General features: G+C 66.2%; 19 protein-coding genes and 1 pseudogene. 14 read left to right on the top strand and 6 right to left on the bottom strand.

The window, feature by feature from the left end; genetic code table 11:
• Positions 1–263: 263 nt before the first annotated feature.
• The 8 genes from CH339_RS03385 to CH339_RS03350 all read left to right on the top strand — a co-directional run bounded on the left by CH339_RS03385 (position 264) and on the right by CH339_RS03350 (position 7,918).
• Positions 264–908 (top strand): thiamine phosphate synthase, encoded by a 645-nt coding sequence (locus tag CH339_RS03385; protein WP_111432876.1) that lies wholly within the window; start codon positions 264–266, stop codon positions 906–908.
• Positions 905–1,957, top strand: coding sequence for a tetratricopeptide repeat protein (locus CH339_RS03380; RefSeq protein WP_111432875.1), 1,053 nt, complete (start codon positions 905–907; stop codon positions 1,955–1,957). The genes CH339_RS03385 and CH339_RS03380 overlap by 4 nt, the downstream gene beginning before the upstream one ends.
• Before the next feature lie 205 nt (positions 1,958–2,162).
• Entirely contained in the window at positions 2,163–2,726 is a 564-nt protein-coding gene (efp, locus tag CH339_RS03375) for an elongation factor P (RefSeq protein WP_111432874.1), read from the top strand.
• 39 nt (positions 2,727–2,765) lie between these two features.
• Entirely contained in the window at positions 2,766–3,557 is a 792-nt protein-coding gene (locus CH339_RS03370) for an inositol monophosphatase family protein (protein ID WP_111432873.1), read from the top strand.
• Positions 3,558–3,658: 101 nt separating this feature from the next.
• Positions 3,659–4,657: a flagellar motor protein MotA gene (locus CH339_RS03365; RefSeq protein ID WP_111432872.1), complete on the top strand. Its 999-nt coding sequence runs from the start codon at positions 3,659–3,661 to the stop codon at positions 4,655–4,657.
• A 3-nt stretch (positions 4,658–4,660) separates the two neighbouring features.
• A complete protein-coding gene (locus tag CH339_RS03360) occupies positions 4,661–5,689 on the top strand; it encodes a peptidoglycan -binding protein (protein ID WP_111432871.1) in 1,029 nt (342 codons plus the stop codon).
• A 128-nt stretch (positions 5,690–5,817) separates the two neighbouring features.
• On the top strand, positions 5,818–6,465 hold the full coding sequence (locus CH339_RS03355; RefSeq protein ID WP_111432938.1) for a CatB-related O-acetyltransferase: 648 nt from the start codon (positions 5,818–5,820) through the stop codon (positions 6,463–6,465).
• 172 nt (positions 6,466–6,637) lie between these two features.
• Positions 6,638–7,918, top strand: coding sequence for a hypothetical protein (locus tag CH339_RS03350; protein ID WP_111432870.1), 1,281 nt, complete (start codon positions 6,638–6,640; stop codon positions 7,916–7,918).
• Here the strand turns inward: CH339_RS03350 and CH339_RS03345 are convergent.
• Positions 7,902–9,740, bottom strand: a complete 1,839-nt coding sequence (locus CH339_RS03345) for an ABC transporter transmembrane domain-containing protein (RefSeq protein ID WP_244668996.1) — start codon at positions 9,738–9,740, stop codon at positions 7,902–7,904. The two genes, CH339_RS03350 and CH339_RS03345, sit on opposite strands and share 17 nt — an antisense overlap.
• 326 nt (positions 9,741–10,066) lie before the next feature.
• Between CH339_RS03345 and rpmE the strand changes: the two genes are divergently transcribed.
• Positions 10,067–10,282 (top strand): 50S ribosomal protein L31, encoded by a 216-nt coding sequence (gene rpmE / locus CH339_RS03340; protein ID WP_111432868.1) that lies wholly within the window; start codon positions 10,067–10,069, stop codon positions 10,280–10,282.
• Between the two features lie 94 nt (positions 10,283–10,376).
• Here the strand turns inward: rpmE and rcdA are convergent, their stop codons facing one another.
• Positions 10,377–10,919 (bottom strand): protease adaptor protein RcdA, encoded by a 543-nt coding sequence (gene rcdA, locus CH339_RS03335; protein ID WP_111432867.1) that lies wholly within the window; start codon positions 10,917–10,919, stop codon positions 10,377–10,379.
• A 576-nt stretch (positions 10,920–11,495) separates the two neighbouring features.
• Complete coding sequence (locus CH339_RS03330) at positions 11,496–11,690, bottom strand: DUF1192 domain-containing protein (protein ID WP_111432866.1); 195 nt, start codon at positions 11,688–11,690, stop codon at positions 11,496–11,498.
• A 214-nt stretch (positions 11,691–11,904) separates the two neighbouring features.
• On the opposite strand from CH339_RS03330, the gene CH339_RS03325 reads away from it, so the two are divergent.
• The 3 genes and pseudogenes from CH339_RS03325 to CH339_RS03315 form a co-directional block, all read left to right on the top strand.
• A complete protein-coding gene (locus tag CH339_RS03325; protein WP_111432865.1) occupies positions 11,905–12,912 on the top strand; it encodes an NAD(P)H-quinone oxidoreductase in 1,008 nt (335 codons plus the stop codon).
• 155 nt (positions 12,913–13,067) lie between these two features.
• Entirely contained in the window at positions 13,068–14,315 is a 1,248-nt protein-coding gene (locus tag CH339_RS03320; RefSeq protein ID WP_170138384.1) for a GNAT family N-acetyltransferase, read from the top strand.
• A gap of 162 nt (positions 14,316–14,477) precedes the next feature.
• A pseudogene (locus CH339_RS03315) lies at positions 14,478–15,200 on the top strand (DUF1013 domain-containing protein); the annotation flags it as partial.
• Between the two features lie 263 nt (positions 15,201–15,463).
• On the opposite strand, the gene CH339_RS03310 reads toward CH339_RS03315, so the two are convergent.
• The 3 genes from CH339_RS03310 to CH339_RS03300 form a co-directional block, all read right to left on the bottom strand.
• Complete coding sequence (locus CH339_RS03310; protein ID WP_111432862.1) at positions 15,464–16,255, bottom strand: SDR family NAD(P)-dependent oxidoreductase; 792 nt, start codon at positions 16,253–16,255, stop codon at positions 15,464–15,466.
• A 205-nt stretch (positions 16,256–16,460) separates the two neighbouring features.
• Positions 16,461–18,557: a catalase gene (locus CH339_RS03305; RefSeq protein ID WP_111432861.1), complete on the bottom strand. Its 2,097-nt coding sequence runs from the start codon at positions 18,555–18,557 to the stop codon at positions 16,461–16,463.
• 230 nt (positions 18,558–18,787) lie between these two features.
• Entirely contained in the window at positions 18,788–20,692 is a 1,905-nt protein-coding gene (locus tag CH339_RS03300; RefSeq protein ID WP_111432860.1) for a propionyl-CoA synthetase, read from the bottom strand.
• A gap of 261 nt (positions 20,693–20,953) precedes the next feature.
• On the opposite strand from CH339_RS03300, the gene CH339_RS03295 reads away from it, so the two are divergent.
• Positions 20,954–21,715, top strand: a complete 762-nt coding sequence (locus tag CH339_RS03295; RefSeq protein WP_111432859.1) for a sulfite exporter TauE/SafE family protein — start codon at positions 20,954–20,956, stop codon at positions 21,713–21,715.
• 152 nt (positions 21,716–21,867) lie between these two features.
• Complete coding sequence (locus CH339_RS03290; protein ID WP_245408093.1) at positions 21,868–23,508, top strand: acyl-CoA synthetase; 1,641 nt, start codon at positions 21,868–21,870, stop codon at positions 23,506–23,508.
• Positions 23,509–23,552: the final 44 nt, after the last annotated feature.

Below are 23,552 nucleotides of genomic sequence, written 5' to 3'. Positions count from 1 at the left end.
AGGCATCGCAAGCGCGAACCCGCGCCGGCGCCGTTGCGCCGAAAAGCCCAGGTAGCGCTTGAACGCCAAAAAGAATCGCCGGCGGTTTACCCCGCCGGCGTTTTTGTTTGCACGCGCTTCGCTACCCCCTCGACGGGACCGGACGAACAGGATATTTCCGGCCAAGCCATGGGGTCCCATTTTTTGCCGCCTTTTTGTGATCGGTGCCCCCGAGACCCGTTGGCGGCGAAAGCCGGCGGGACGACAGAACGATCGAGCCCGACATGACAACGCCACGCCCCCGCCTCTTCCTGGTGACGCCGCGCGCCGTCGCACTGAGCGCCTTCCTGCCGAAGCTGGAAGCGGCGCTGTCGGCCGGCGACGCCGCCTCGCTGCTGATCACGCCGGACATGGACGAGGACGCCGGCTTCCAGAAAGTCGCAGAGGCCGTTGCAGCGGTTGCCCAGAAGAATGGTGTCGCCGCCATCGTCGCCAATGACAGCCGCGTCACCGGCCGCGCCGGCGCCGACGGCATCCATATCGACACCGGCGTCGACGACCTGACGGATGCGATCGAGCGCTTCCAGCCGAAGAACTTCGTCGGCGCCGGAGGGCTCTTCGACCGCCACACGGCGATGCTCGCCGCCGAGCGCGGCGCCGACTACGTCTTTTTCGGCCGCATCGACCGCGAGGAGGCACCGGGAGCCCATCCGGCCAACATCGCTCTTGGCGAATGGTGGTCGAGCCTGTTCGAGCCGCCCTGCGTGGTGATGGCCGGTGCCGACCTTGCCACCGTCGATGCGGTGCTCGACGCCGGTGCCGATTTCATCGGCATGCGCGCCGCCGTCTGGAGCCATCCGGGCGGCCCGGCCGAGGCCGTCCAGTTCGCCAATGCCCGCATCGACGCCTTCGGCGGAGACGCGCCATGACGCTGCGCCCGATCGCGGTGCTGGCCCTCCTTCTCACCGCACCCGTCGCCGCGGCGGCCCAGACGCCGCCGACGACGGCGCCGCAAGAGGAAACCGAGTTCCTGCAGAACCCGGTCAGCGACTACCTGTCCAAGCAGCAAGCCGGCCCGCAGGCGCCAGAAGCCGATAGCGGCGCGGCAACGACCGACGGCGCAGACGAGACAACAGCGGACGGCCGGACCGTCGACCTTGCCTATGGCGCCTACCAGCGCGGCCTGTTCCTGACCGCCCTTGCCTACGCCATTCCGCGCGCGGAAAACGGCGACACGGCCGCCCAGACGCTGCTCGGCGTGCTCTATGAAAACGGCAAGGGAACCCAGCAGAACCTGAAGGACGCCGCGAACTGGTACAGGATCGCGGCAAGGAACGGCGACCGCGAGGCCCAGTTCCGCCTCGGCACGATGTACCTGGAAGGCCAGGGCGTCGAGAAGGACCGCAAGCGGGCGATGGACCTCTTCGAAGAGGCGGCAAAGGCCGGCCAGCCCAACGCCATGTTCAACATCGGCATCGCCTATCTGGACGGCGACGACCGGCCGCGAAGCGTTCCCCGCGCCGCCGAGATGTTTGCCAAGGCGGCAGAGGCCGGCATCGCCGATGCCCAATATGCCATCGCGCAGATGCACATGCTCGGCGTCGGCCGGCCGATCGACCAGGAAAAGGCGACGGAATGGCTCGGCCGCGCCGCCCGCAACGGCTTCGTCGACGCCCAGGTCGAGTATGCGATCCGGCTCGCCAACGGCAAGGGCACGGCGCGCGACGACGGCGCCGCCATCGCCTGGTTCGAGCGTGCCGCGCGGGCCGGCAATCCGGTCGCCATGAACCGCCTCGCCCATATGTACCTGCTCGGCCGCGGCGGCACCTACGATCCCGCCGAGCCGGCCAAATGGCACCTGGTGGCCCGCCAGCTCGGCCTCTCGGACCTGCAGCTCGACGGCTACTGGGAGTCGCTGCCGCAGGACGTCCAGAACCGCGCCAAGGATCTCGCCGCCAACTGGATCCTCGGCAAGTAGGCGCGCAGCGGACCTTTGCAGCGCGGCGAGACTTGAAACGACGGCGCTTTTGTGGTGCAGAAAGCCCCGACACATCAAGGGCCGACGACGCCCGACCGATCGGCGCGTGAGGCACCGGTCCCCATCGGCGCCCCGCGCGCCTTGCCACAGCCACGACAGGCCTCCGGCGTCCGCGCCGCCGTGCCCGCATCCGGAACCGACCGACATGAAGATCAACGGCAACGAAATCCGCCCCGGCAACGTCATCATGCACCAGGACACGCTCTGGGTCGCCGTCAAGACCCAGCACGTCAAGCCCGGCAAGGGCGGCGCCTTCGCCCAGGTCGAGTTGAAGAACCTCCTCGACGGCCGCAAGCTCAACGAGCGCTTCCGCTCCGCCGACACCGTCGAGCGCGTCCGCCTGGAACAGAAGGACTTCCAGTTCCTCTATGCCGAGGGCGAGATGCTGGTGTTCATGGACACCGACACCTACGAGCAGATCGAGCTGCAGACGGAATTCGTCGGCGATCGCGCCGCCTTCCTGCAGGACGGCATGACCGTCACCCTGGAAATGCACGAGGGCCGGCCGATCGGCATCACCCTGCCGGCGCAGGTGACGCTCGAAGTCACCGAGGCCGACGCCGTCGTCAAGGGCCAGACCCAGTCCTCCTCCTACAAGCCGGCCGTGCTGGAAAATGGCGTGCGCGTGATGGTGCCGCCCTTCGTCTCGGCCGGCGAGCGCATCGTCGTCGACACCAACGAACTGGAATACGTCCGCCGCGCCGACTGACGCGGCGGCGACACCGCTAACGAAAAAAGAGATTGCATTATGGCGCGTTCAGCCCTCTTGAACGTCATGGTTCAGGCCGTCATGAAGGCCGGACGCAAGCTGACCCGCGATTTCGGCGAGGTGGAACACCTCCAGGTCTCGCGAAAGGGGCCTGCCGACTTCGTCTCCGCCGCCGACCGCAAGTCGGAGGAGGTCCTGTTCAACGAGCTGCAGAAGGCCCGGCCCGGCTACGGCTTCCTGATGGAGGAGTCGGGCGTCACGGAGGGCGACAGCGAGAACCGCTGGATCGTCGATCCGCTGGACGGCACCACCAACTTCCTGCACGGCCTGCCGATCTTTTCCATCTCCGTCGCCCTGGAGCGCCAGGGAACGCTGGTCGCCGGCGTCATCTACAATCCCATCACCGATGAGCTCTTCACCGCCGAACGCGGCTCCGGCGCCTTCCTCAACGACCGCCGGCTCCGGGTCGCCACGCGCCACGACCTGACCGACTGCATCATCGGCACCGGCATGCCGCGCTTCGGCTATGGCGACCACGGCCGCTTCCTCAAGGAGCTGGCGGCCGTGATGGGCGAGACCGCCGGCGTGCGCCGCTGCGGCTCGGCCGCCCTCGACCTTGCCTGGACCGCCGCCGGCCGCTTCGACGGCTTCTGGGAGCGCGCCCTGTCGCCCTGGGACATCGCCGCGGGCATCGTGTTGATCCGCGAGGCGGGCGGCTTCGTCACCGACCTGGACGACCGCGACCGCATGCTGGAGGCCGGCAACATCTGCGCCGGCAACGAGGACATCCACCGCCGGCTGATGGCGCTGTTGAAAAAGGCCGGCGGCTGATCCGCAGCGCCAGGGTTAAAAAACGGTTCCGATTAGCGGTTTTTGCTGCGCCTAAAACGCGCTATCACTGACCTCGTCCTTTCCGGGTCAGTGGAGCGAATATGGCAAAGGATCTCGATCCCTACCGGCTTTCCAGCCCCCAGGTCTTCCTGTGGCGGATGATCATCTTCCTGGTCATCTTCGCCTTCGTGGCGCTGATCCTCTACCGCCAGATCGTCACCGCGTTCATGAGCAATCCGGGCCTCAACGGCCTCATTCTCGGCGTCGGCCTGATCGGTATTTTCCTGACATTCCGGCAGGTTATCCGGCTCTTTCCCGAGGTCGCCTGGGTCAACTCCTTCCGCCTCGGCGAGCCCGGCATCGAGGTTCGCCGCCCGCCCGTGCTGCTTGCCCCGATGTCGACGCTGCTCGGCGACCGCATCGGCGAGATGGCGATCTCGACCCACACCATGCGCTCGATCCTCGATTCGATCGGCATGCGCCTCGACGAATCGCGCGACATCTCCCGCTACCTGACGGGCCTGCTGGTCTTCCTCGGCCTCCTCGGCACCTTTTGGGGCCTGTTGCAGACCGTTTCCTCGGTCGGCGCCACCATCAACTCACTGGACGTCGCCTCCGGCGATTCCAACGTCATCTTCGAGGATTTGAAGGCAGGACTGGAAGCCCCGCTCACCGGCATGGGCACGGCGTTCTCGTCCTCGCTGTTCGGTCTTGCCGGCTCCTTGGTGCTCGGCTTCCTCGATTTGCAGGCCGGCCAGGCCCAGAACCGCTTCTACAACGACCTTGAGGACTGGCTGTCGACCGTCACCGACCTGACACCGGAGGAGATCGCCGAACAGCGCGGGCCCAGCGGCACGACCGCTGAGGACCTGCGCGTCGCCATGGAACGCATGGCCAGATCGATGCAGGAGGGCGGCTCCAACCGCACCGCCTCCCACGCCATGGCCAATCTCGCCGAAGGCATCCAGGGCCTCGTCCAGCATTTGAGGTCCGAGCAGAAGACCATGCAGCAATGGGCCAAGAACCAGGGCGACCAGCAGGAGCACATCCGCGAGCTGCTGGAGACCCTCAACACGGCGTTCAAGAAGGCGAAGGACTGAGCGATGGCGCTCGCCCGGACACGACGGCGCGAGGCGCGGGCCGACTATTGGCCCGGTTTCGTCGATGCGATGGCGACGCTGCTGCTCGTCATCATCTTCATGCTGTCCGTGTTCATGCTAGCGCAGTTCTTCCTCAGCCAGGAGATCACCGGCCGCGACGCCGTCCTCAACCGGCTGAACGCGGAGATCGCCGCCCTCAAGGAAGCCCTGGCGCTGACCTCGGCGGAAAACAACAGCCTGACCGAGACCCTTGCCGTCTTTGAGTCCAACCTCAGCGATGCCGAAGAGGAGCAGGCGCGCCTGCAGGGCCTGCTCGACACGCAGACGGGGGCTGCGGAGAGCGCCGGCGGCCAGCTTTCCAGCCTGCAGAACACGCTCGACGAAAAGGAGCGCATCAGCCAGCGGGCGCTCGCCCAGGTCGAACTCCTCAACCGCCAGATCGCAGCGCTCAGAAAGCAGATTGCCGCGCTGGAGTCCGCCCTCGATGCGTCCAAGGACAAGGACCGCGAGGCCCAGGCCAAGATCGCCGACCTCGGCAAGCGCCTCAACGTGGCGCTCGCCCAGCGGGTCCAGGAACTCGCCCGCTACCGCTCAGACTTCTTCGGCCGCCTGCGCGAGATCCTCTCCAAGCGCTCCGACATCCGCGTCGTCGGCGACCGCTTCGTGTTCCAGTCCGAAGTGCTGTTTTCCGCCGGCAACGACGCCGTCAACCCGGAAGGCGAGGAAGAGCTCGACAAGCTCGCCGAGGCGATCAACGAACTCGGCGCCCAGATCCCGCCCGAGATCGACTGGGTGCTGCGCGTCGACGGCCACACCGACAAGCGGCCGATCTCCTCGCCGCGCTTCCCGTCCAACTGGGAGCTGTCCGCCGCCCGCGCCATCTCGGTGGTCAAATATCTGATCTCCAAGGGTGTGCCGGCGAACCGGCTGGTTGCCGCCGGCTTCGGCGAATTCCAGCCGCTGGAGGAAGGCGAGGACGACGAGGCCTACGCCAAGAACCGCCGCATCGAGCTGAAGCTGACCCAGCGGTAACCCTCCCCGCAAAGGAGCGCGGGCCGATGATCGGATAGAACCTTTCAACCTCGCCATTCCGCCTGCGCCGGGCGCCTCACCAAGACCGTGCAGGCCCTCTTCCCATGTCGAAGCGAAAAGGTCCGATCATGCCGTTTTTGAACAAGGACGCGCGCAACCCCGTCACCATGCCGGACGGCACCGTCCTGGAAGAAGTCGTCTATCTGAAGAACGCCATCGACATCCCGCAGATCGAGGTCGGCGACTACTCCTATTACAGCTCCTTCGGCCGCCCGGAAAATATCGCCGCCGCCATCGCCCCCTATCTGTTTCCCCACAGCCGGGAAAAGCTCATCATCGGCAAGTTCGCCCAGATCGCCCACGGCGCGCAGTTCATCACCAGTTCGGCCAACCATCCGATGGGCGGCGTCACCGCCTATCCGTTCCGGCTGTTCAATCTCGACACCGTGCGCGACTACACCGAGATGCCGGTAAAGGACACGGTCGTCGGCAACGACGTCTGGTTCGGCCACGAGGCGATGGTGATGCCAGGCGTGACCATCGGCGACGGCGCCATCGTCGCCGCGCGCGCCGTCGTCACCCGCGATGTCGCCCCCTACACCATCGTCGGCGGCAATCCGGCAGCCGTCATCCGCAAGCGCTTTTCCGACGAGGTGATCGCCGATCTCCTGGAAATCCGCTGGTGGGACTGGCCGGTCGAAGCGATCGAGGACAATCTGGAAGCGCTGGAAACCGCGGATATGGAGCGCCTGAAGGCCGTGCATCGGTCCCTTTGAGCGCGTGCCTCCTGGGCGCCGCCGTTCCGGGCGCACCAAAACGTGACTCCCTTACGGGATTGCGGTTTTTCGACAGATCGACAACCATGTGTTGGCGGGCTCGCTCGCCCGTCAACGCGAAGGAGCGATCGCGAAAGGAGCCACAGGGGCCACCGCAAGGGACAAGGGATCCGTGTCCGCAGGCCGCGTCTTTCTCACCGGCTTTGCCGTCGCCGTCATCGCCGGCGCGCTCTGTCTCCTTGCGGTCTACGTCGCCGGCATCGGCGGCGCCCGGGCACCGGTCGCGGCAACCCCCGTTGAGGTCTCCATTCCCGACGGCTCGGCCCTGGCGGAAGCCGTCGATGCCGCTGCCAGCGCACAGATCGTCGCCGCGGAAAAGGCCCTCGGCGAGGAGCAGATCTTTGCCGAAAAGGAGCTGGCGCGGCTGACCGAACAGCTTGCCGGTATCACCGAAGACCTCAACACCATCTCCGAGCGCGTCGTCCGCAGCTATCACGGCCGGAGCCGGAGCAGCGGCGATCGCACCTGGCGCAGCCGGCCGCAGCGCCCGAGGATCCAATCCGGCGATCCGGAAATGCTGGCCCGCCGCCGCCTCTACCAGCGCCGGGCCGAGGCGCTTGCCGAAACCCGCGCCGCCTCCGAAACGCAGATTGCGGCGATGCGGGTGCAGCGCGAAAACCTTGAGGCCGCGGAGGGCGAGCCGCTGGCCGACCGCATCGCCGCCATCACCGACCGCGACGCCCTCATCGCCGATGCGGCACGGCGCGCCGAACGCCCGGCGAAGATCACGCTGGAAATCGTCTCCGAGATGTGGATCGGCGAGACCTACGACGCCCACCTGACCATCGGCCGCGGCACCGGAAGCGATGCCGCCGGCGAGACCTTTCGCGCCGCAACGCCGGAGCCCGACGCGCTGTCGGCCGACGTCGCCGCCACTCCGGATGTGGGCGCGGCGCTGTCCGGAAGCGGTTTCACCGTCGACCCCGAGGGCCTCACCTGGGTGACCGTGCCTGAGGGCCGCTCCGACGTCATTTCCTGGACCGTGACGCCCGCCGCCGAAGGCAGGAAGACCCTGAAGCTCACCGTCCGCCAGCGGATCACGGTCGGCGAGGAGACCATCGAGATCCCGGTGGAATCCTTCCCGCGCGCGGTGAGCGTCCATGTCGACCTCGTGACACGGATCGGCGCAACGCTCGGCGCGGTCGACAAGACCACCGGCAAGGTGAAGTCCATCTATGAGGCGGTCATCGGCTTCGGCGGCGCCTTCACTGCGCTCGGCGTCATCGGCGGGGTCATCTCCGGCTTTGCCGCCTGGATCCGAAAAAAGATCGCCGGCGCACCCGGGAAGGAGCCCGGAAAAGAAAACGGCGGCCCGCAAGAAAGGCCGCCGTCGCCGGAGAGATCAGAAAACGACGCGGCGCCGGCCGCCGGCGCGCCTATTCCGCCGCCTTGACGTCGCCATTGCCGTTCAGTGCCGCAGCCCCGGTCTCGAACTGCAGCTTGGCGAGCCGGGCATAAAGGCCGCCCTTTTCGACGAGGCTCTGGTGGTCGCCCTCTTCCACGATCACGCCCTTGTCGAGGACCAGGATGCGGTCGGCCTTGAGGACGGTCGCCAGCCTGTGCGCGATGACCAGCGTGGTGCGGTCCTGCATCAGCGTCTCCAGCGCCTCCTGCACCTGCACCTCGCTCTCGGCATCGAGCGCGGAGGTCGCCTCGTCGAGGAGCAGCACCGGCGCGTCGTTGAGGACGGCGCGGGCAATGGCGATGCGCTGGCGCTGGCCGCCGGACAGCGTCACGCCGCGCTCGCCGACCATCGTGTCGTAGCCGTTTTCCAGCGACAGCACGAACTCCTCGGCGTGGGCGGCGCGGGCGGCGGCCTTGATCTCGTCGAGGCTCGCCTCGGGACGGCCGTAGCGGATGTTCTCCGCGATGCTGGCGCCGAAGACGACGGTGTCCTGGGGAACCAGGGCCATGCGCTTGCGCAGCGCATCGAGGTCGACATGGCGCAGATCGACGCCGTCGAGCCGGAGCGTGCCCGCGGTCGGGTCGTAAAAGCGCAGGATCAGGTGGAACAGCGTCGACTTGCCGGCGCCGGACGGGCCGACCAGTGCCACCGTCTCGCCGGGGCGGATGGTCGTGGTGATGCCGGAAAGGACGCCGGCCTGCGGCACCCCGGGATAGGCGAAGCTGACCGCCTCGAAGCTGACCTCGCCGCGCACGGGGTCCGGCAGCGGTGTCGGATTGTCCGGCGTGCGGATGGCGCTCCTGGTATTGAGGAGCTCCGACAGCCGCTCGGCCGCACCGGAGGCGAGCGCGATCTCGCCCCAGACCTGGCTGAGTTCGCCGAGCGAGGCCGCCGCGATCACCGAATAGAGCACGAACTGGCTGAGCGAGCCGCCGGTCAGCCGGCCGGCCAGCACGTCCGTCGCGCCGATCCACAGGACGCACACGATGCTGGCAAAGACGATGAAGATGGCAATGGCGGTGAGCACCGCCCGCGCCTTGGTCGAGGCTCGCGCCGCCTGGAACGCGCGCTCGACGGCGTCGCTGAACCGGTTGGAGGCGAAGTCCTCGTTGGTGAAGGCCTGCAGCGTGCGCACCGCGCCGATCGCTTCCGAGGCATAGGCCGACGCATCGGCCAGCGTGTCCTGGGCGAAGCGCGACTTGCGCCGCACCTGGCGGCCGAACACGATCATTGGCACGACGACGAAGGGAATGGCGAGAAGCACCATGCCGGACAGCCGCGGGCTGGTGACCACCATCATGATCATGGCGCCGACGAAGAGGAGGAAATTGCGCAGCGCCTGCGACGCCGTGGCGCCGACGGTTGCCTTGATCTGGGTGGTGTCGGCGGTCAGCCGCGAGACCACCTCGCCCGACTTGGCGGTGTCGAAAAAGGCCGGCGACAGCCGCGTGATGTGGGCGAAGACGGCCGCGCGCAGGTCCGCGACTACCCGTTCGCCAAGCCAGGTGACGTAGTAGTAGCGGCAGGCGCTGGCGATCGCGAGGGCGGCTGCAACCACCACCAGCATCGCGAAATACTTGTCGATGAGGTTGGTTTCGGCGCCGGAAAAGCCGTGGTCGATCATCCGCCGGACGGCGAGCGGCACGATCAGCGTCGCCACGGTCGCGCCAAGCAGCGCCACGAACGCAGCGGCGAGATGCCCGCGATAGCGCATCATGAACGGAATGAGGGTCGCCAGCGGGCGCAACGAGCGGCTCTTGCGCCCGTTGTCGGTGTCCTGGCGGGCGGCGGAATGTCTTCTGCGTGCCAAAGCTTGTCCTCGTTTTCCGTTGGCTTAACGTCTCAGGGCCGTGCTGACAATCCCATGAATATGATCTGCACCTTCGGCCGGGACCGCACTCGCCGCAGGCCTTGCCCGAAAGGACGCTGGCCGGCAATCCGCATAAGCACGTCCCGCCCCTTGTTTCGCTGTCCTGCTTCGGTTATATCCAGCATCGATTTCGCATCGGCTGCGGGCTGTTCCGGCTCGCGGCCGTGCTTTTATGGTTTCACGGCCCCCGACGATTGACCGGCCCTGCCGGCACGCGGCCGCCGCGACCGAGACGACGACCCGCATTTGACGAAAGGACCCGTCCGATGAAAAAGGACATCCACCCGGAATACCACACCGTGAAAGTGGTGATGACGGACGGCACCGAGTTCGAGACCCGCTCCTGCTATGAGGGCGGCGAACTGCGTCTGGACATCGACCCGACCACCCATCCGGCCTGGACCGGCGGTCAGCAGCACCTGATCGACCGTGGCGGCCGCCTGTCGCGCTTCAAGAAGAAGTACAAGGGTTTCCTCGGCTAGGCCCTGCACGCTTCCGGTCTATCCGGACGGACAAACAAAAACCCCGGTCGCCGCGCGGCCGGGGTTTTTCGTGTGTGCAAGGATTGGCGGCTTCTCAGTCGCTGCCCTGGCGGAACGCGTTGGCGAGCTGGCTGAGCTGCGCGGCAACCGGATTGCTGGTCGCCGCCTCCGGTTCGGTGGGCGTCTTCTTGTAGATCGCCGCATCGAGAATGCGGATGCGTTCCTGCAGGCGGACCGAGCGGGCGATCAGGTCCTTCAGCCGCACCGGCAGCATTTCCCACCCCGGGCCGGTGCAGGGCGAGGACAGGCTGTCGAGGCGCACCTTCGACTTTTCCTCGCCGGCCTGCTCGTGCGTCATCTCGCCTTCGTTGACGGCCCGCTGCAGCAGCAGCCAGGAGGCGAGCTGCATTAGCCGCGTCGTCAGGCGCATGGATTCCGTCGCGTAGGTGAGCGAGGCGGCACGATCGAGCGATTTCGATTCCTCGCGGCCCTCGCTGTCGAGATAGGCAGCGGATTCCTCGACAAGCGCCATGCCCTCGCGGAACAGCGAAAGGAAATTCTCCGAGTTCGCCAGCCGCTCCGCGAACGGGACCGGTTCGGCGTAGCCGGGGTCATTCGTCGAATTCTTGTCTTTCATGGCACTCGCTACCCTTAACTCGTTCGGCAAACGGCACATCGTACCGCCATCGACCGCGTGTCCCGGACCGGGACGATCACACCCCAACGAGCAACGACCGTGCCAGACCGCCTGCCTTCCCCAACCGGCGATACTATACCGATCAAAAAAGGTAAAAAAAGAGCCGCTCGCGGCGGCTCTAAGGAAGTTAACAGGGAGGCGTCAAACAGAGTGACAGGAGCCACTCGCAATCCAGATGACTGGACATACTTAGTAAACACCGAGAAAGCTTAATAGTCGGTTAATAGACCGGAAAAACCCCAACCAAGCTTAAAGACAATGTTAAATTATGAGGCCGTTTTCGCAACCCTGAACCCGGTAAATACACATAGAAACCACTGGATAAATGTGGAAAATGCAAGCTTTCAAGTATTAAATACGTATCAAACCGATAGGGAAAAATCCCCGCCGGATCTTTCCCGAAAAAAATACGGCAAATTGCACCGCAACGGACGGAAACAACCGAATCAATCCCGAATCGGCACAGAGGTCGACCCTGAAGAGGCGCCTTAACAAAGTTCCGATGCCGATGTTGCTTCAGCTCTTGAAGACGCTGTCCGCCGCCGACCGGGTCGCCTCCCGAACCAGGATGGCATCTTTCAGGCGCCCGATTTCCGCCTCCAGCTCGCCGATCCGCTCTGTCAGTTCGGCCACCGACAGCGTCGAGATGTCCTCGCCGACCCTGTGGCCGGCCCTCGGCGTCTTTTCCGGACCCTCTTCGTCGAAAAACATGGCGTGCCTCCTTGCCGGATATCCTGTGCCAAAATAGGCCCGATGGCACGGTTTGTCAGCGTCGGCGGTCAAAGGTGCCGGACGCCCCCGCCGGCGGGCACCCGGACCCACACGCCTGCGGGCACCCGGGCCCACCCGCCTGCGGGCACATTGTCAGCTCCGGTCCGAGGCGGTACATCGAAGGAAACCGACCAAAACACCGAGGACGCCCGCCATGACCGACACGATCCCCGAGACCATGACCGCCATCGCTATCCAGGATCCCGGCGGGCCGGAGGTCCTGGTGCCCGAACAACGGCAGGTGCCGCACGCCTATGAGCACGAGATCCTGGTCAAGGTCGCCGCCGCCGGCATCAACCGGCCGGACGTGCTGCAGCGCCAGGGGCTCTATCCGCCGCCGAAGGGCGCCTCCGACATTCCGGGCCTGGAGATCGCCGGCACCGTCGCCGCGGTCGGCCGCAACGTTGCGCGCTGGAAGGTCGGCGACACCGTGACGGCGCTGGTGCCGGGCGGCGGCTATGCGGAATATTGCGCCGTCAACGAGGCAACCGCCCTGCCCGTCCCGGACGGCCTTTCCATGGCCGAGGCAGCAAGCCTGCCGGAGACCTTCTTCACCGTCTGGTCGAACGTCTTCGATCGCGGCCGGCTGCAAAAGGGCGAGGTGTTCCTCATCCATGGCGGCACCTCCGGCATCGGCACCACGGCGATCCAGATGGCAAAGGCGTTCGGCGCCAGGGTGATCGCCACCGCCGGCTCGGACGACAAATGCGCCGCCTGCAAGAAGCTCGGCGCCGACGAGGCCATCAACTACCAGACCACCGACTATGTGGAGGCCGTGAAGGCGGCGAGCGACGGCCACGGCGCCGACGTCATCCTCGACATGGTCGGCGGCGACTATATCGAGCGCAACTACAAGGCCGCCGCCGTGGAAGGCCGCATCGTCCAGATCGCCTTCCTCAACGGGCCGACCGCCGATGTCGACTTCCGCCGGCTGATGATGAAGCGGCTGACCCACACCGGCTCGACGCTGCGCGCCCGCGAGGTGCCATTCAAGGCGGAAATCGCCAAAGCCCTTGAGGAAAAGGTCTGGCCGCTGATCGCTAGCGGCTCGATCAAGCCGGTGATCGATTCCACCTTCGACCTGAAGGACGCTTCAAAAGCCCATGAACGCATGGAGACGAGCGGCCATATCGGCAAGATCGTGCTGACCACGGGCGCCTGAGGCCCGTTCACGCTCCGTTAACCGCGATTGCCTCGCGCCGCCGCAAAGGGCTGCCGGGGCGCCGCCGTTTCAGCAAAAATAAAGAGCTGCCGGCGACACTTGCCCGCGTGGTTCGCGCAAGGACGGCGCGGACATCGGGGAACGGAGCCAGCCTCTTGCAGCGCTCGATCGCATCACCAGAGATTGCCGGCACGGCAGCACCGGAGCGCCGGGCACGACCGGGCACGGCGGAGAGTGCGGCAGGTGGCGCGCTGCGCATCGATGCGTTCCAGACCGTCGAGGCCGCGGCGCGGCCGTGGCAGGCGCTGGAACGGGGCGCCGGCGCCAATCTGTTCCAGTCCCATGCCTGGGCCGCGGCCTGGGAAGCGACCGCCGGCCCGGCCCATGGCGAGGGGTTCCAGGCCTTCGTCGGATATCTCGATGGCGTGCCGGTCCTTCTCAACGCCTTTGCCATCAGACAAGACGGCCTGTCGCGCATCGCCTTTCCCATCGGCGGCGTTCATGCGGCCGAATGCGGCGGGCTCTATGCGCCGGAGCTGCTGTCCCGGCCGGACGGCGCACGCCTGATCGCAGACGCACGGCGCGCCATCGCCGGACGCCTTGCCGCCGACGTCATCCTGGAGCCCTGCCTCGGCGAGACCGCCCTCAAGTCCGAGACCACGATCGCCCGGCGCGGGCTCGCCTTTGCCGGATCGCTGACCGAGCCGGTCCACCTCTGCCATCTGGCACCCTGGGACGTGTTCGACCCCGCCCATCGCAAGTCCCGGCACCGGGCCGAGGACCGCCGCAGCGCCGCACGACTTGCCCGCATCGCACCGCTCCGATTCGAAATCACGACCGATCCGGCCGCATCCGCCGCCGCCCTCGGCGATCTCCTGCGCCAGAAGTCCCTTCAGTTCCGCGCCGCCGGCATTCCCGACCGCTATGGCGATCCGGCGGTCGTCGCCTTCTTTGAGCGCCTGGCAACGGCGGACGCCGGCACCGAGCCGATCCTCGGCAGGCTGCATGTCGGCGAGCGCATCGCCGCGACCATCTTCAGCGTCGGCTTCAAGGACACGGTCTTCGGCCTCGTCACCGCGATCAGCGACGACGCGGAACTGCGCCGCGGGGCGCCGGGCTTCGTTGCCTTTGAGAAATACCTGCAGGCGCTGTGCGAGGCAGGCCGCTATCGCACCGTCGATTTCGGCGTTGGCGACAACGGCCTGAAGGACCGCTGGTGCGACGACGCCCGCCCGCTCTCCTATCGCTACGAGATCATCGGACCGTACGGCATCGTTCCCGGTTTTCGCGCCGCCGGCACCGAGATCGCCAAGCGGACCGTCAAGGCGAATCCGCGGCTCGCAGGCTTCTACCGCCGCCTGCGCCGGCACGCGGCCGAAAGGCACAAGGCTCCGCGGACCTGACCCGGCCCGGCGTCGCGGCCAAATCCCGGCCTTTCCCGGATAATCCATCCCGGCGATTGCACGCCGGGACGTTACGACCTATATTCGCGGCCATTCCCCGTCAATTTGACGATATGGGCCTTTGCCGGCACCCCGGCAAAGCACGGAGGAGGAGCATTTGAAATGACGTCGACGCCGTTGATGCCAAAGGCGACCGCCGTTTGGCTTGTCGACAACACCGCGCTGAGCTTCGAGCAGATCGCCGCGTTCTGCAAGCTGCATCCGCTCGAGGTGAAGGCCATCGCCGACGGCGAGGCCGCGCAGGGAATCAAGGGGCTCGATCCGCTTCAGACCGGCCAGTTGACCCGCGAGGAGATCGACAAGGCCGAGGCCGACCCGAAGCACCACCTGAAGCTCGCCGAGCGCAAGGTCCGGGTGCCGGAGGCCCGCCGACGCGGTCCGCGCTACACCCCGGTGTCGCGCCGCCAGGACCGGCCGAACGCCATCCTGTGGCTGGTGCGCAACCATCCCGAGGTCAAGGACAGCCAGATCATGCGCCTCGTCGGCACCACCAAGCCGACCATCCAGGCGATTCGCGAGCGCACCCACTGGAACGCCGCCAATCTGTCGCCGATGGATCCGGTGACGCTCGGCCTGTGTTCCCAGATCGAACTCGACCTGGAAGTGGAAAAGGCGGCCAAGAACGCCCCGCGCCCGCCGGTCGAGGAGGCCGGCTCGACGCTGCTGTCCGTCGAGGAGACGGTGGCACCGCCGGTCAGGGACGCCGACGTCTTCGCCAAATCGGACAGACCGTCCGAACCGGATCCCGAGGAAGAGGTGTACGACCCGGACCAGGTCTTCGCCAAGCTGAAGACCCTGAAGGGCTCCGACAAGGAAGTGGAAGACGCCAACGAGGAAGAGACCTTGGAGGAAGAGACTTCGGAGGTAGAAGCCTCGGAGGTAGAAGCCTCGGGCGAAGTCGAGACCTCCGGCGAGGAGAGCGACAACGGCGCCGAAGAAGAGGCGAGCTCCGGCGAGGAAAGCCCGAGCGAGGAGAGCGACGACGACCGGAAGCCCGAATAGGCTCGATCTTTCGCCAGTCCGCTACGGAATCGAAAACGGCGCTACCCGCGGGCAGCGCCGTTTTTGTTTTCCTCAGCGGATGAAGCTCAACTCGCGTCCGGCACCGGGACGGTGTAGTTGAGCGGCAGCCGGCCGCCGTCCGCATAGACCGTCTGGCCGGTCATGTAGCTCGCCTCCGAGGAGGCCAGGAACGCGGCGATGGCGGCGATCTCGTGCGGCTCGCCGATACGGCCGAGCGGCGTGCGCGACAGCACCTTGTTGCGGGCCGCCTCGTCGGTGGTGATGGTCGACAGCATGTCGGTCATGATCGAGCCGGGACCGATGGCGTTGACCCGGATGCCATAGGGCGCCAGCGACAGCGCCATCACCTTGGTGAGCTGGTTCACCCCGCCCTTGGAGACCGAATAGGGCACGTTGTCGGGGATCGCAAAGACCGCGTTGATCGACGACATGTTGACGATGGCGCCCGGCTCGCCGCCGCCTTCCACCCGCTCCACCATGTACCGCGCCACCGCCTGGCTGACGAGGAACATGCCCTTCAGATTGATCCGGAGGACCCGGTCGAAGTCGGCCTCCTCGAGCTCCAGGAACGAGCAGCCGTGGATGATGCCGGCATTGTTGACGAGGATATCGATCTCGCCGTGCTGCTCCAGCGTCGCGGCAACGAGGTTCCTGACATCGAGCTTTTCGCCGACATCGCAGTGGACGAAGCTGACCGTGCCGACATCGGCAAGGCTTTCCGCGGCTTCCTGGCCGCGCTTTTCGTCGACGTCCGCCAGCACCACCTTGGCACCGTCATTGGCGAACCGCCGGGCGATCGCATAACCGATGCCGCGGGCGGCGCCGGTGACGATCGCGGATTTTCCTTCAAGCCCCATATCAGCCTCCGCATGGTACTAAAGTCGGCGGCACTCTAGAGCAGCCGCTTGCCCGTTGGAACAGGGGTCGAGGCACGTTTTCCACACGCGCATTGCGATCCGCCGGCGAAAGTAAACGCCGCCCGCCAGCCGGATTGTCGCGTCCGGCGAGGCGGGCGGCGCCGTTTTTGAGCGTTTCGGCCCTGTCAAAAGGCCGCGCGCACCATCATGCGAGCATCCGGACCTTCGGCTCGCGGTCGTAGAAGCGCCTGGCCGCGGCGGCGACGAAATCGTCCCCGACACCGGTGACGCCGTCGTCCGCCATGACGCCTGCCTTTTCGAGGAGCGGCTTGGCGTCCTCGTTGCAGCCGAGCGCCTTCAAGTGGCCGAACGCATCCATCACCCACTGAACGGCCGCACCCTCGCCGCACATCGCCTTCGTCGCCTCCCCCGACAGGACTACCGCGGCGGCGTCGAAAAGCTGCGAAGGCGAGCCCAGGAGCTGGCCGTCGGCCATGACCTCCGTGCCGTCCGACAGCGTGACGCCGGCGATCTTCGGCGCCACCAGGGTCACCTTGGCGCCGGCCTTTTCCAGGGCCTTCGTGAGGCTTGAAACGGCCTTGGCGTCGCTGCCGTCGGCGATCAGCACGCCGACATTGCGGCCTTCCAGGGTCTCCTTCATGTTCTTGTGGATGCTGAGTGCAGGCGACGGCTCCATGTCGATCGTCTTGCGCGCCGCCTTGGCCTTTTTCGGCATCTCGATGCCGAGGCCTTTGGCGACCCGCTTGGCCAGATCCTCGTCCACATTGCGCAGTCGGGCGACCACCCGCGGCGGCACCTGCTCCAGGCCGACCTTGGAGAGCTCGAAGACGAAGGCGGAGGCGATATGCGCCTGCTCGGCGTCGGTCTGCGACTTCCAGAACAGACGCGCCTGGCTGAAATGGTCGCCGAACAGCTCGGCCCGCAGGCGCATCTTGTCGCCCTGCTCGTCGTTGGCGGCACGACCGCCATGGGTGGTGAAGCCTGTCGCCGGGCATTCGCGCGGACCGCCCTCCTCGCCATGGTCGGCAAGGCTGTTCGGCTCGTAGTTCGCGCGACCCTTCGGCACCTCCATCTGCATGTGACCGTCGCGCTGGAAGTTCATCACCGGGCATTTCGGCTGGTTGATCGGGAGCTGATGGAAATTCGCCGTCCCGAGCCGCGACTTCTGGGTATCGAGATAGCTGAACAGACGCCCCTGCAGCAGCGGGTCGTTCGAAAAGTCGATGCCGGGCACGATATTGGCCGGGCAGAACGCCACCTGCTCGGTCTCGGCAAAGAAGTTGTCCGGGTTGCGATCGAGCACCATGCGCCCGATCAGCTTCACGGGGATCTCCTCTTCCGGGATCAGCTTGGTCGGATCGAGCACGTCATAGGGCTGGGCGTCGGCCCAGTCCTCGTCGAACGCCTGGATGCCGAGTTCCCATTCCGGGAAGTCGCCGGCCGCGATCGCCTCGTGGAGGTCCTTGCGGTGGTAGTCGTTGTCGGCGGCCTGCAGCTTCAGCGCCTCATCCCAGACCGTCGACTGGACGCCGAGCTTCGGCTTCCAGTGGAACTTGACGAAGGTCGCCTTTCCCTTGGCATTGACCAGCTTGAAGGTATGGATGCCGAAGCCTTCCATCATTCGAAGCGAGCGCGGGATTGCCCGGTCGGACATCGCCCACAACAGCATGTGGGTGGATTCCGGCGTCAGCGAGGCCCAGTCCCAGAAGGTGTCGTGGGCGCTGCCGGCCTGGGGATAGCCGCGGTCGGCCTCCATCTTCACCGCATGGACGAGGTCCGGAAACTTCATGGCGTCCTGGATGAAAAACACCGGGATGTTGTTGCCGACGAGGTCCCAGTTGCCTTCCTTTGTGTAGAACTTGACGGCAAAGCCGCGCACGTCGCGCGGCGTGTCGACCGAGCCGGCGCCGCCGGCAACCGTGGAGAACCGGGCAAAGAGCGGCGTCTTCTCGCCCTTGCGCTGGAAGAGATCGGCCGAGGTGATGTCGGAAAGCGACTCGTAGAGCTCGAAATAGCCGTGCGCGGCCGAACCGCGCGCATGGACGATACGCTCCGGGATCCGTTCGTGGTCGAAATGGAAAATCTTCTCGCGGAGGACGAAGTCCTCCAACAGCGTCGGCCCCCTGGCGCCGGATTTCAGGCTGTTCTGGTTGTCCGAAACGCGAATGCCCTGATTGGTCGTCAGGTGGCCGTCCGCGTCGTGCGGGCCCTTCTTCGGCACGTGCTGGTGGGTCTCGCCGGCATTGCCCGGCGTCGTCTCAAACGGCTTGTCAGCTCCCATGACACCTTCCCCTTGTTGCGTGGATAGCGAAGGTCGCAACGGCAGGCGGGGGCGAAGGTTCCGGGGCGGCGAAAAATTATTGTAGCGATTCTAAAACCGTTCGCGCCCAGGCCCTTGGCGGGACAAGGGAAAATCCCGGCAGCAAAAATTCCGCTTTCAGAACCCGTCCATGGAAAGGGCGCCGGCCATTCCGCCGGCGCCCGCGCCAGATCGACAGGAGAACGGCCGGCTCAGCCGACGCCGTGCTCTTTCAAGGCTTCCATGATCTCGTCGAGGATCGCCGGATCGTCGATGGTCGCCGGCATCTTGTATTCCTCGCCGTCGGCGATCTGGCGCATGGTGCCGCGCAGGATCTTGCCGGAGCGCGTCTTCGGCAGCCGGTCGACGGTGACCGCGATCTTGAAGGCGGCGACGGGACCGATCTTCTCGCGCACCAGGGCGACCAGTTCCTTCTCGATCACCTCATAGTCGCGGTCGACGCCGGACTTCAGCACCACGAAGCCGCACGGCGCCTGGCCCTTAAGCTGGTCGTGGATGCCGATGACGGCGCATTCGGCAACGTCCGGATGGCTCGCCAGCACCTCTTCCATGCCGCCGGTGGAAAGCCGGTGGCCGGCGACGTTGATGATGTCGTCGGTGCGCGCCATGATGAAGAGATAGCCGTTCTCGTCCATGTAGCCGGCGTCGGCCGTCTTGTAGTAGCCGGGGAACTCGGTGAGGTAGCTCTCCTTGAAGCGCTGGTCGTTCTCCCACAGCGTCGGCAGGCAGGCCGGCGGCAGCGGCAGCTTGACGACGATATTGCCGAGGGTGCCCGCAGAGACCGGATGGCCGGCATCGTCGAGGATCTGCACGTCGTAGCCGGGCATCGCCACCGTCGGCGAGCCGTAGACCACCGGCAGCATGCCGAGGCCGACCGGATTGGCGGCGATCGCCCAGGCCGTTTCCGTCTGCCACCAGTGGTCGATCACCGGCACCTTCAGGTGCTCCTCGGCCCACTGGATGGTGTCCGGATCGGCGCGCTCGCCGGCCAGGAACAGGGTCCGGAACGTGCCGAGATCGTAGTCGGCGATGAGCGTGCCCTTCGGATCGTCGCGCTTGATGGCGCGAAATGCCGTCGGCGCGGTGAAGAGCACGGCGACGTTGTGCTCGGCGATCACCCGCCAGAACACGCCGGCATCGGGCGTGCCGACCGGCTTGCCTTCGAAGACGACGGTGGTGCAGCCGTGCAGGAGCGGCGCATAGACGATGTAGGAATGGCCGACCACCCAGCCGACGTCGGAGGCGGCCCAGAACACCTCGCCCGGATCGATGCCGTAGATCGCGTTCATCGACCATTTCAGCGCCACCATGTGGCCGCCATTGTCGCGCACGACGCCCTTCGGCTGGCCGGTCGTTCCGGAGGTGTAGAGGATGTAGAGCGGATCGGTCGAGGCGACCGGCACACACGGCACGTCGCGGCCCGAAGACAGCGCCTCGTCCATGGCGGCGAGCATGTCGACGTCGCGCTCGCCGTTGAGCCGCGCCTCCACTTCCTCGCGCTGGACGATGAAGCATTTGGAGGGCTTGTGGGTGGAAAAATCGATGGCGCCGTCGAGCAGCGGCTTGTAGGCAATGACCCGGCCCGGCTCGATGCCGCAGGACGCCGAGATGATCGCCGTCGGCTTGGCGTCGTCGATGCGCGTCGCCAGCTCCTTGGAGGCAAAGCCGCCGAACACCACGGAGTGGACGGCGCCGATGCGGGCGCAGGCGAGCATCGCCATCACCGCCTCGGGGATCATCGGCATGTAGATGATGACCCGGTCGCCCTTCTGGATGCCGTTGTCGATCAGGACGGCGGACATCGCCTTCACCCGGTCGAGCAGTTCGGCGTAGGTGTAGGAGGCTTTCCTGCCGGTGATCGGGGAATCGTAGATCAGCGCCGGCTGGCCGGGGCGGCCGCGCTCCACATGGCGGTCGAGGCAGTTGTAGCAGGTGTTGCAGGTGGCGCCGGGAAACCAGCGGCCATAGGCGCCGCTGTCGGCATCGAACACCTTGTCGTAGGGCGTGAACCAGTCGATCTCCTCGGCCGCGTTCCCCCAGAACCCGTCCGGGTCGTTCTTCCAGCCCTCGTAGACATCCTGATACCGGCTCGCCATGGCGCGTTTCTCCCAACTGCAGGTTTCCGGCAAATTGGGCAAATTCAACGGACAAATGCAAGTCGGCGATGTTACGACTTTCCGACTAAGCAACGCCGCTTATGGCCGAAAAATGACCCGCGAGCGTGCGCCAGGCGTCCGAAAGCGGTGGCGAAGCGTTGCTGTCACAGCCCGCATGGCGACAGGAGACGTGCGTCCCACCGACGCCATCGCCTGTTGGATGCTTGACGCGAGGCCCGATCTGCCGTCGATGTGACCACCATGATCACAGACCCGATGTTCTACTGGGCCGCGGTGCCGGCCGTACTCCTCGTCGGCCTGTCGAAAGGCGGTTTCGGCGGCTCCTTCGCCCTCCTCGGCACGCCGCTGATGGCCCTTGTCATCCCGCCGCTTCAGGCCGCCGGCATCATGCTGCCGATCCTGGTCGCCATGGACATCGTGGCGCTGACCGCCTACCGGCGCCGCTTCGACAAGAAGACCATCGCCATCCTCGTGCCGGCCGGCGTCATCGGCGTCACCATCGGCTGGCTGACGGCGGCGATGATCACCGCCGCCCATGTCCGGCTCATCGTCGGCACCATCGGCCTGTGGTTCACCCTCGACTACCTGCTGAAGCGCAAGGGCGAGCGGGCGCCGGCCGAACACAACATCGCCAAGGGCGGCTTCTGGGGGACGGTTGCCGGCTTCACCAGCTTCGTCAGCCACGCCGGCGGCCCGCCGTTCCAGATGTACGCCTTGCCGCTGAAGCTGGAGCCGGTGCTGTTCGCCGGCACCTCGGCAATCTTTTTCGCCTCCGTCAACGCGGTCAAGCTCGTCCCCTATTTCGCCCTTGGCCAGTTTTCCACCCAGAACCTGACGACATCGGCCGTGCTGTTGCCGCTCGCCCCGATCGGCGTCATGAGCGGCGTCTGGCTGGTCAAGCGCATCCCCATGAAGCCGTTCTACCGCATCATCTATTCGGCGGTGTTCCTGGTCTCGTGCAAGCTGATCTGGGATGGCGTTTCCGAAATCGCCCTCCGGTAAAGCGCAGTTGCGGACCGCCGCGATTTGGTCTTAGGTCTTGCGAAAAATCAATCGCCGCTGCCGCAAACGGCGGCGGCATGACGCGCGCAAAAAGACCCGGACCCGAGCGATCCGGCTCAACGCGATGCGCGACCAGGGACGAGGAAACCGCCGTGACGGAACAGCCAAGCCAATACGATCTTCATCTGGAAAAAACCCCCGCGAACTACCAGCCGCTGACGCCGCTGACGCTGTTGCAGCGCTCCGCCCTGGTCTTCCCGGACCATGTCGCGATCATCCACGGCGAGAGCCGCACCACCTATGCCGAGTTCTACGCCCGCTGCCGGCGGCTCGGCTCGGCGCTGGCAAAGCGCGGCATCGGCAAGGGCGACACCGTCTCCGTCATGCTCGCCAACACGCCGCCGATGCTGGAGGCCCATTACGGGGTGGCGATGGCGAACGGCGCCGTCGTCAACACGCTCAACACAAGGCTCGACGCCAAGATCATCGCCTTTTCCCTCGACCACGCCGAGACCAGGGTGCTGATTGTCGACCGGGAGTATTCGGCGACCGTCAAGGAAGCGCTGGCCCTGACGGAAAAGGTCAAGCCCCTCGTCATCGACTATGACGACCCGGAGTTCCAGCAGACGGGCGAGCGCCTCGGGGAGCTGGACTACGAGGAACTTCTCGCCGAGGGCGATCCGGAATTCGACTGGCCGATGCCGGAAGACGAGTGGAACGCGATCTCGCTCAACTACACCTCCGGCACCACCGGCAACCCCAAGGGCGTCGTCTACCACCACCGCGGCGCCTCGCTGCTCGCCAACGGCAACGTGGTGACGGCGGCGATGGGCAAGCACCCGGTCTATCTCTGGACCCTGCCGATGTTCCACTGCAACGGCTGGTGCTTCACCTGGTCGCTGTCGGTCGTCGCCGGCACCCATGTCTGCCTGCGCTGGGTGCGGCCGGAGGCGATCTGGAAGGCGATCGCCGAGCACAGGGTCACCCATCTGTGCGGCGCGCCGATCGTCATGTCCACCATCCTCAACGCCCCGGCAGAGGAAAAGCGCGACCTCGACCATACCGTGGAGTTCATGACCGCCGCCGCGCCGCCGCCCGAGGCGGTGCTCGCCGCCATGGGCGACAACGGCTTCAACGTCACCCACCTCTACGGCCTGACGGAAACCTACGGCCCCGCCGTCGTCAACGACTGGAAGGACGAGTGGCAGGCGCTCGAGGGCCCCGCCCGCGCGGCCAGGAAGGCGCGCCAGGGCGTGCGCTACGCGGCGCTGGAAGACCTCACGGTGATGAACCCGGAGACCATGGAAAAGGTGCCGGCCGACGGCGAGACCATCGGCGAGGTCATGTTCCGCGGCAACCTCGTCATGAAGGGCTATCTGAAGAACCCGACGGCGACCGATGCCGCGTTCCGCGGCGGCTGGTTCCATTCCGGCGACCTCGGCGTCCTGCATCCGGACGGCTACATCCAGCTCAAGGACCGCTCCAAGGACATCATCATCTCCGGCGGCGAGAACATCTCCTCCATCGAGGTGGAGGACGTGCTCTACAAGCACCCGGCGATCGCCGCCGCCGCCGTCGTCGCCAAGCCGGACGACAAGTGGGGCGAGACCCCGTGCGCCTTCCTGGAGCTGCGTCCCGGCGCGGAGATCACCCCCGACGAGGTCATCGCCTATTGCCGGGAGAACCTCGCCCACTTCAAGGTGCCGCGCCACGTCCAGTTCACGGACCTGCCGAAGACCTCGACCGGCAAGATCCAGAAATACGTGCTGCGCGAGCAGGCCAAGGATCTTTGACCCGCGCGCCGGCAGCGCCCTTTTGTGGCCTTGAACAGGGCCCG

It is taken from the genome of Rhodobium orientis, assembly GCF_003258835.1.
Lineage (GTDB): Bacteria > Pseudomonadota > Alphaproteobacteria > Rhizobiales > Rhodobiaceae > Rhodobium > Rhodobium orientis.
Note: the sequence above shows the minus strand (reverse complement) of the source record. Positions and strands in the feature narration are given on the sequence as shown.

Bases quoted from the DNA above. Each gene is read 5' to 3' on its own strand.
- CH339_RS03385 (WP_111432876.1), top strand. From the start codon at position 264: ATGACAACGCCACGCCCCCGCCTCTTCCTGGTGACGCCGCGCGCCGTC.
- CH339_RS03380 (WP_111432875.1), top strand. From the start codon at position 905: ATGACGCTGCGCCCGATCGCGGTGCTGGCCCTCCTTCTCACCGCACCC.
- efp (WP_111432874.1), top strand. From the start codon at position 2,163: ATGAAGATCAACGGCAACGAAATCCGCCCCGGCAACGTCATCATGCAC.
- CH339_RS03370 (WP_111432873.1), top strand. From the start codon at position 2,766: ATGGCGCGTTCAGCCCTCTTGAACGTCATGGTTCAGGCCGTCATGAAG.
- CH339_RS03365 (WP_111432872.1), top strand. From the start codon at position 3,659: ATGGCAAAGGATCTCGATCCCTACCGGCTTTCCAGCCCCCAGGTCTTC.
- CH339_RS03360 (WP_111432871.1), top strand. From the start codon at position 4,661: ATGGCGCTCGCCCGGACACGACGGCGCGAGGCGCGGGCCGACTATTGG.
- CH339_RS03355 (WP_111432938.1), top strand. From the start codon at position 5,818: ATGCCGTTTTTGAACAAGGACGCGCGCAACCCCGTCACCATGCCGGAC.
- rpmE (WP_111432868.1), top strand. From the start codon at position 10,067: ATGAAAAAGGACATCCACCCGGAATACCACACCGTGAAAGTGGTGATG.
- rcdA (WP_111432867.1), bottom strand. From the start codon at position 10,919: ATGAAAGACAAGAATTCGACGAATGACCCCGGCTACGCCGAACCGGTC.
- CH339_RS03330 (WP_111432866.1), bottom strand. From the start codon at position 11,690: ATGTTTTTCGACGAAGAGGGTCCGGAAAAGACGCCGAGGGCCGGCCAC.
- CH339_RS03325 (WP_111432865.1), top strand. From the start codon at position 11,905: ATGACCGACACGATCCCCGAGACCATGACCGCCATCGCTATCCAGGAT.
- CH339_RS03310 (WP_111432862.1), bottom strand. From the start codon at position 16,255: ATGGGGCTTGAAGGAAAATCCGCGATCGTCACCGGCGCCGCCCGCGGC.
- CH339_RS03305 (WP_111432861.1), bottom strand. From the start codon at position 18,557: ATGGGAGCTGACAAGCCGTTTGAGACGACGCCGGGCAATGCCGGCGAG.
- CH339_RS03300 (WP_111432860.1), bottom strand. From the start codon at position 20,692: ATGGCGAGCCGGTATCAGGATGTCTACGAGGGCTGGAAGAACGACCCG.
- CH339_RS03295 (WP_111432859.1), top strand. From the start codon at position 20,954: ATGATCACAGACCCGATGTTCTACTGGGCCGCGGTGCCGGCCGTACTC.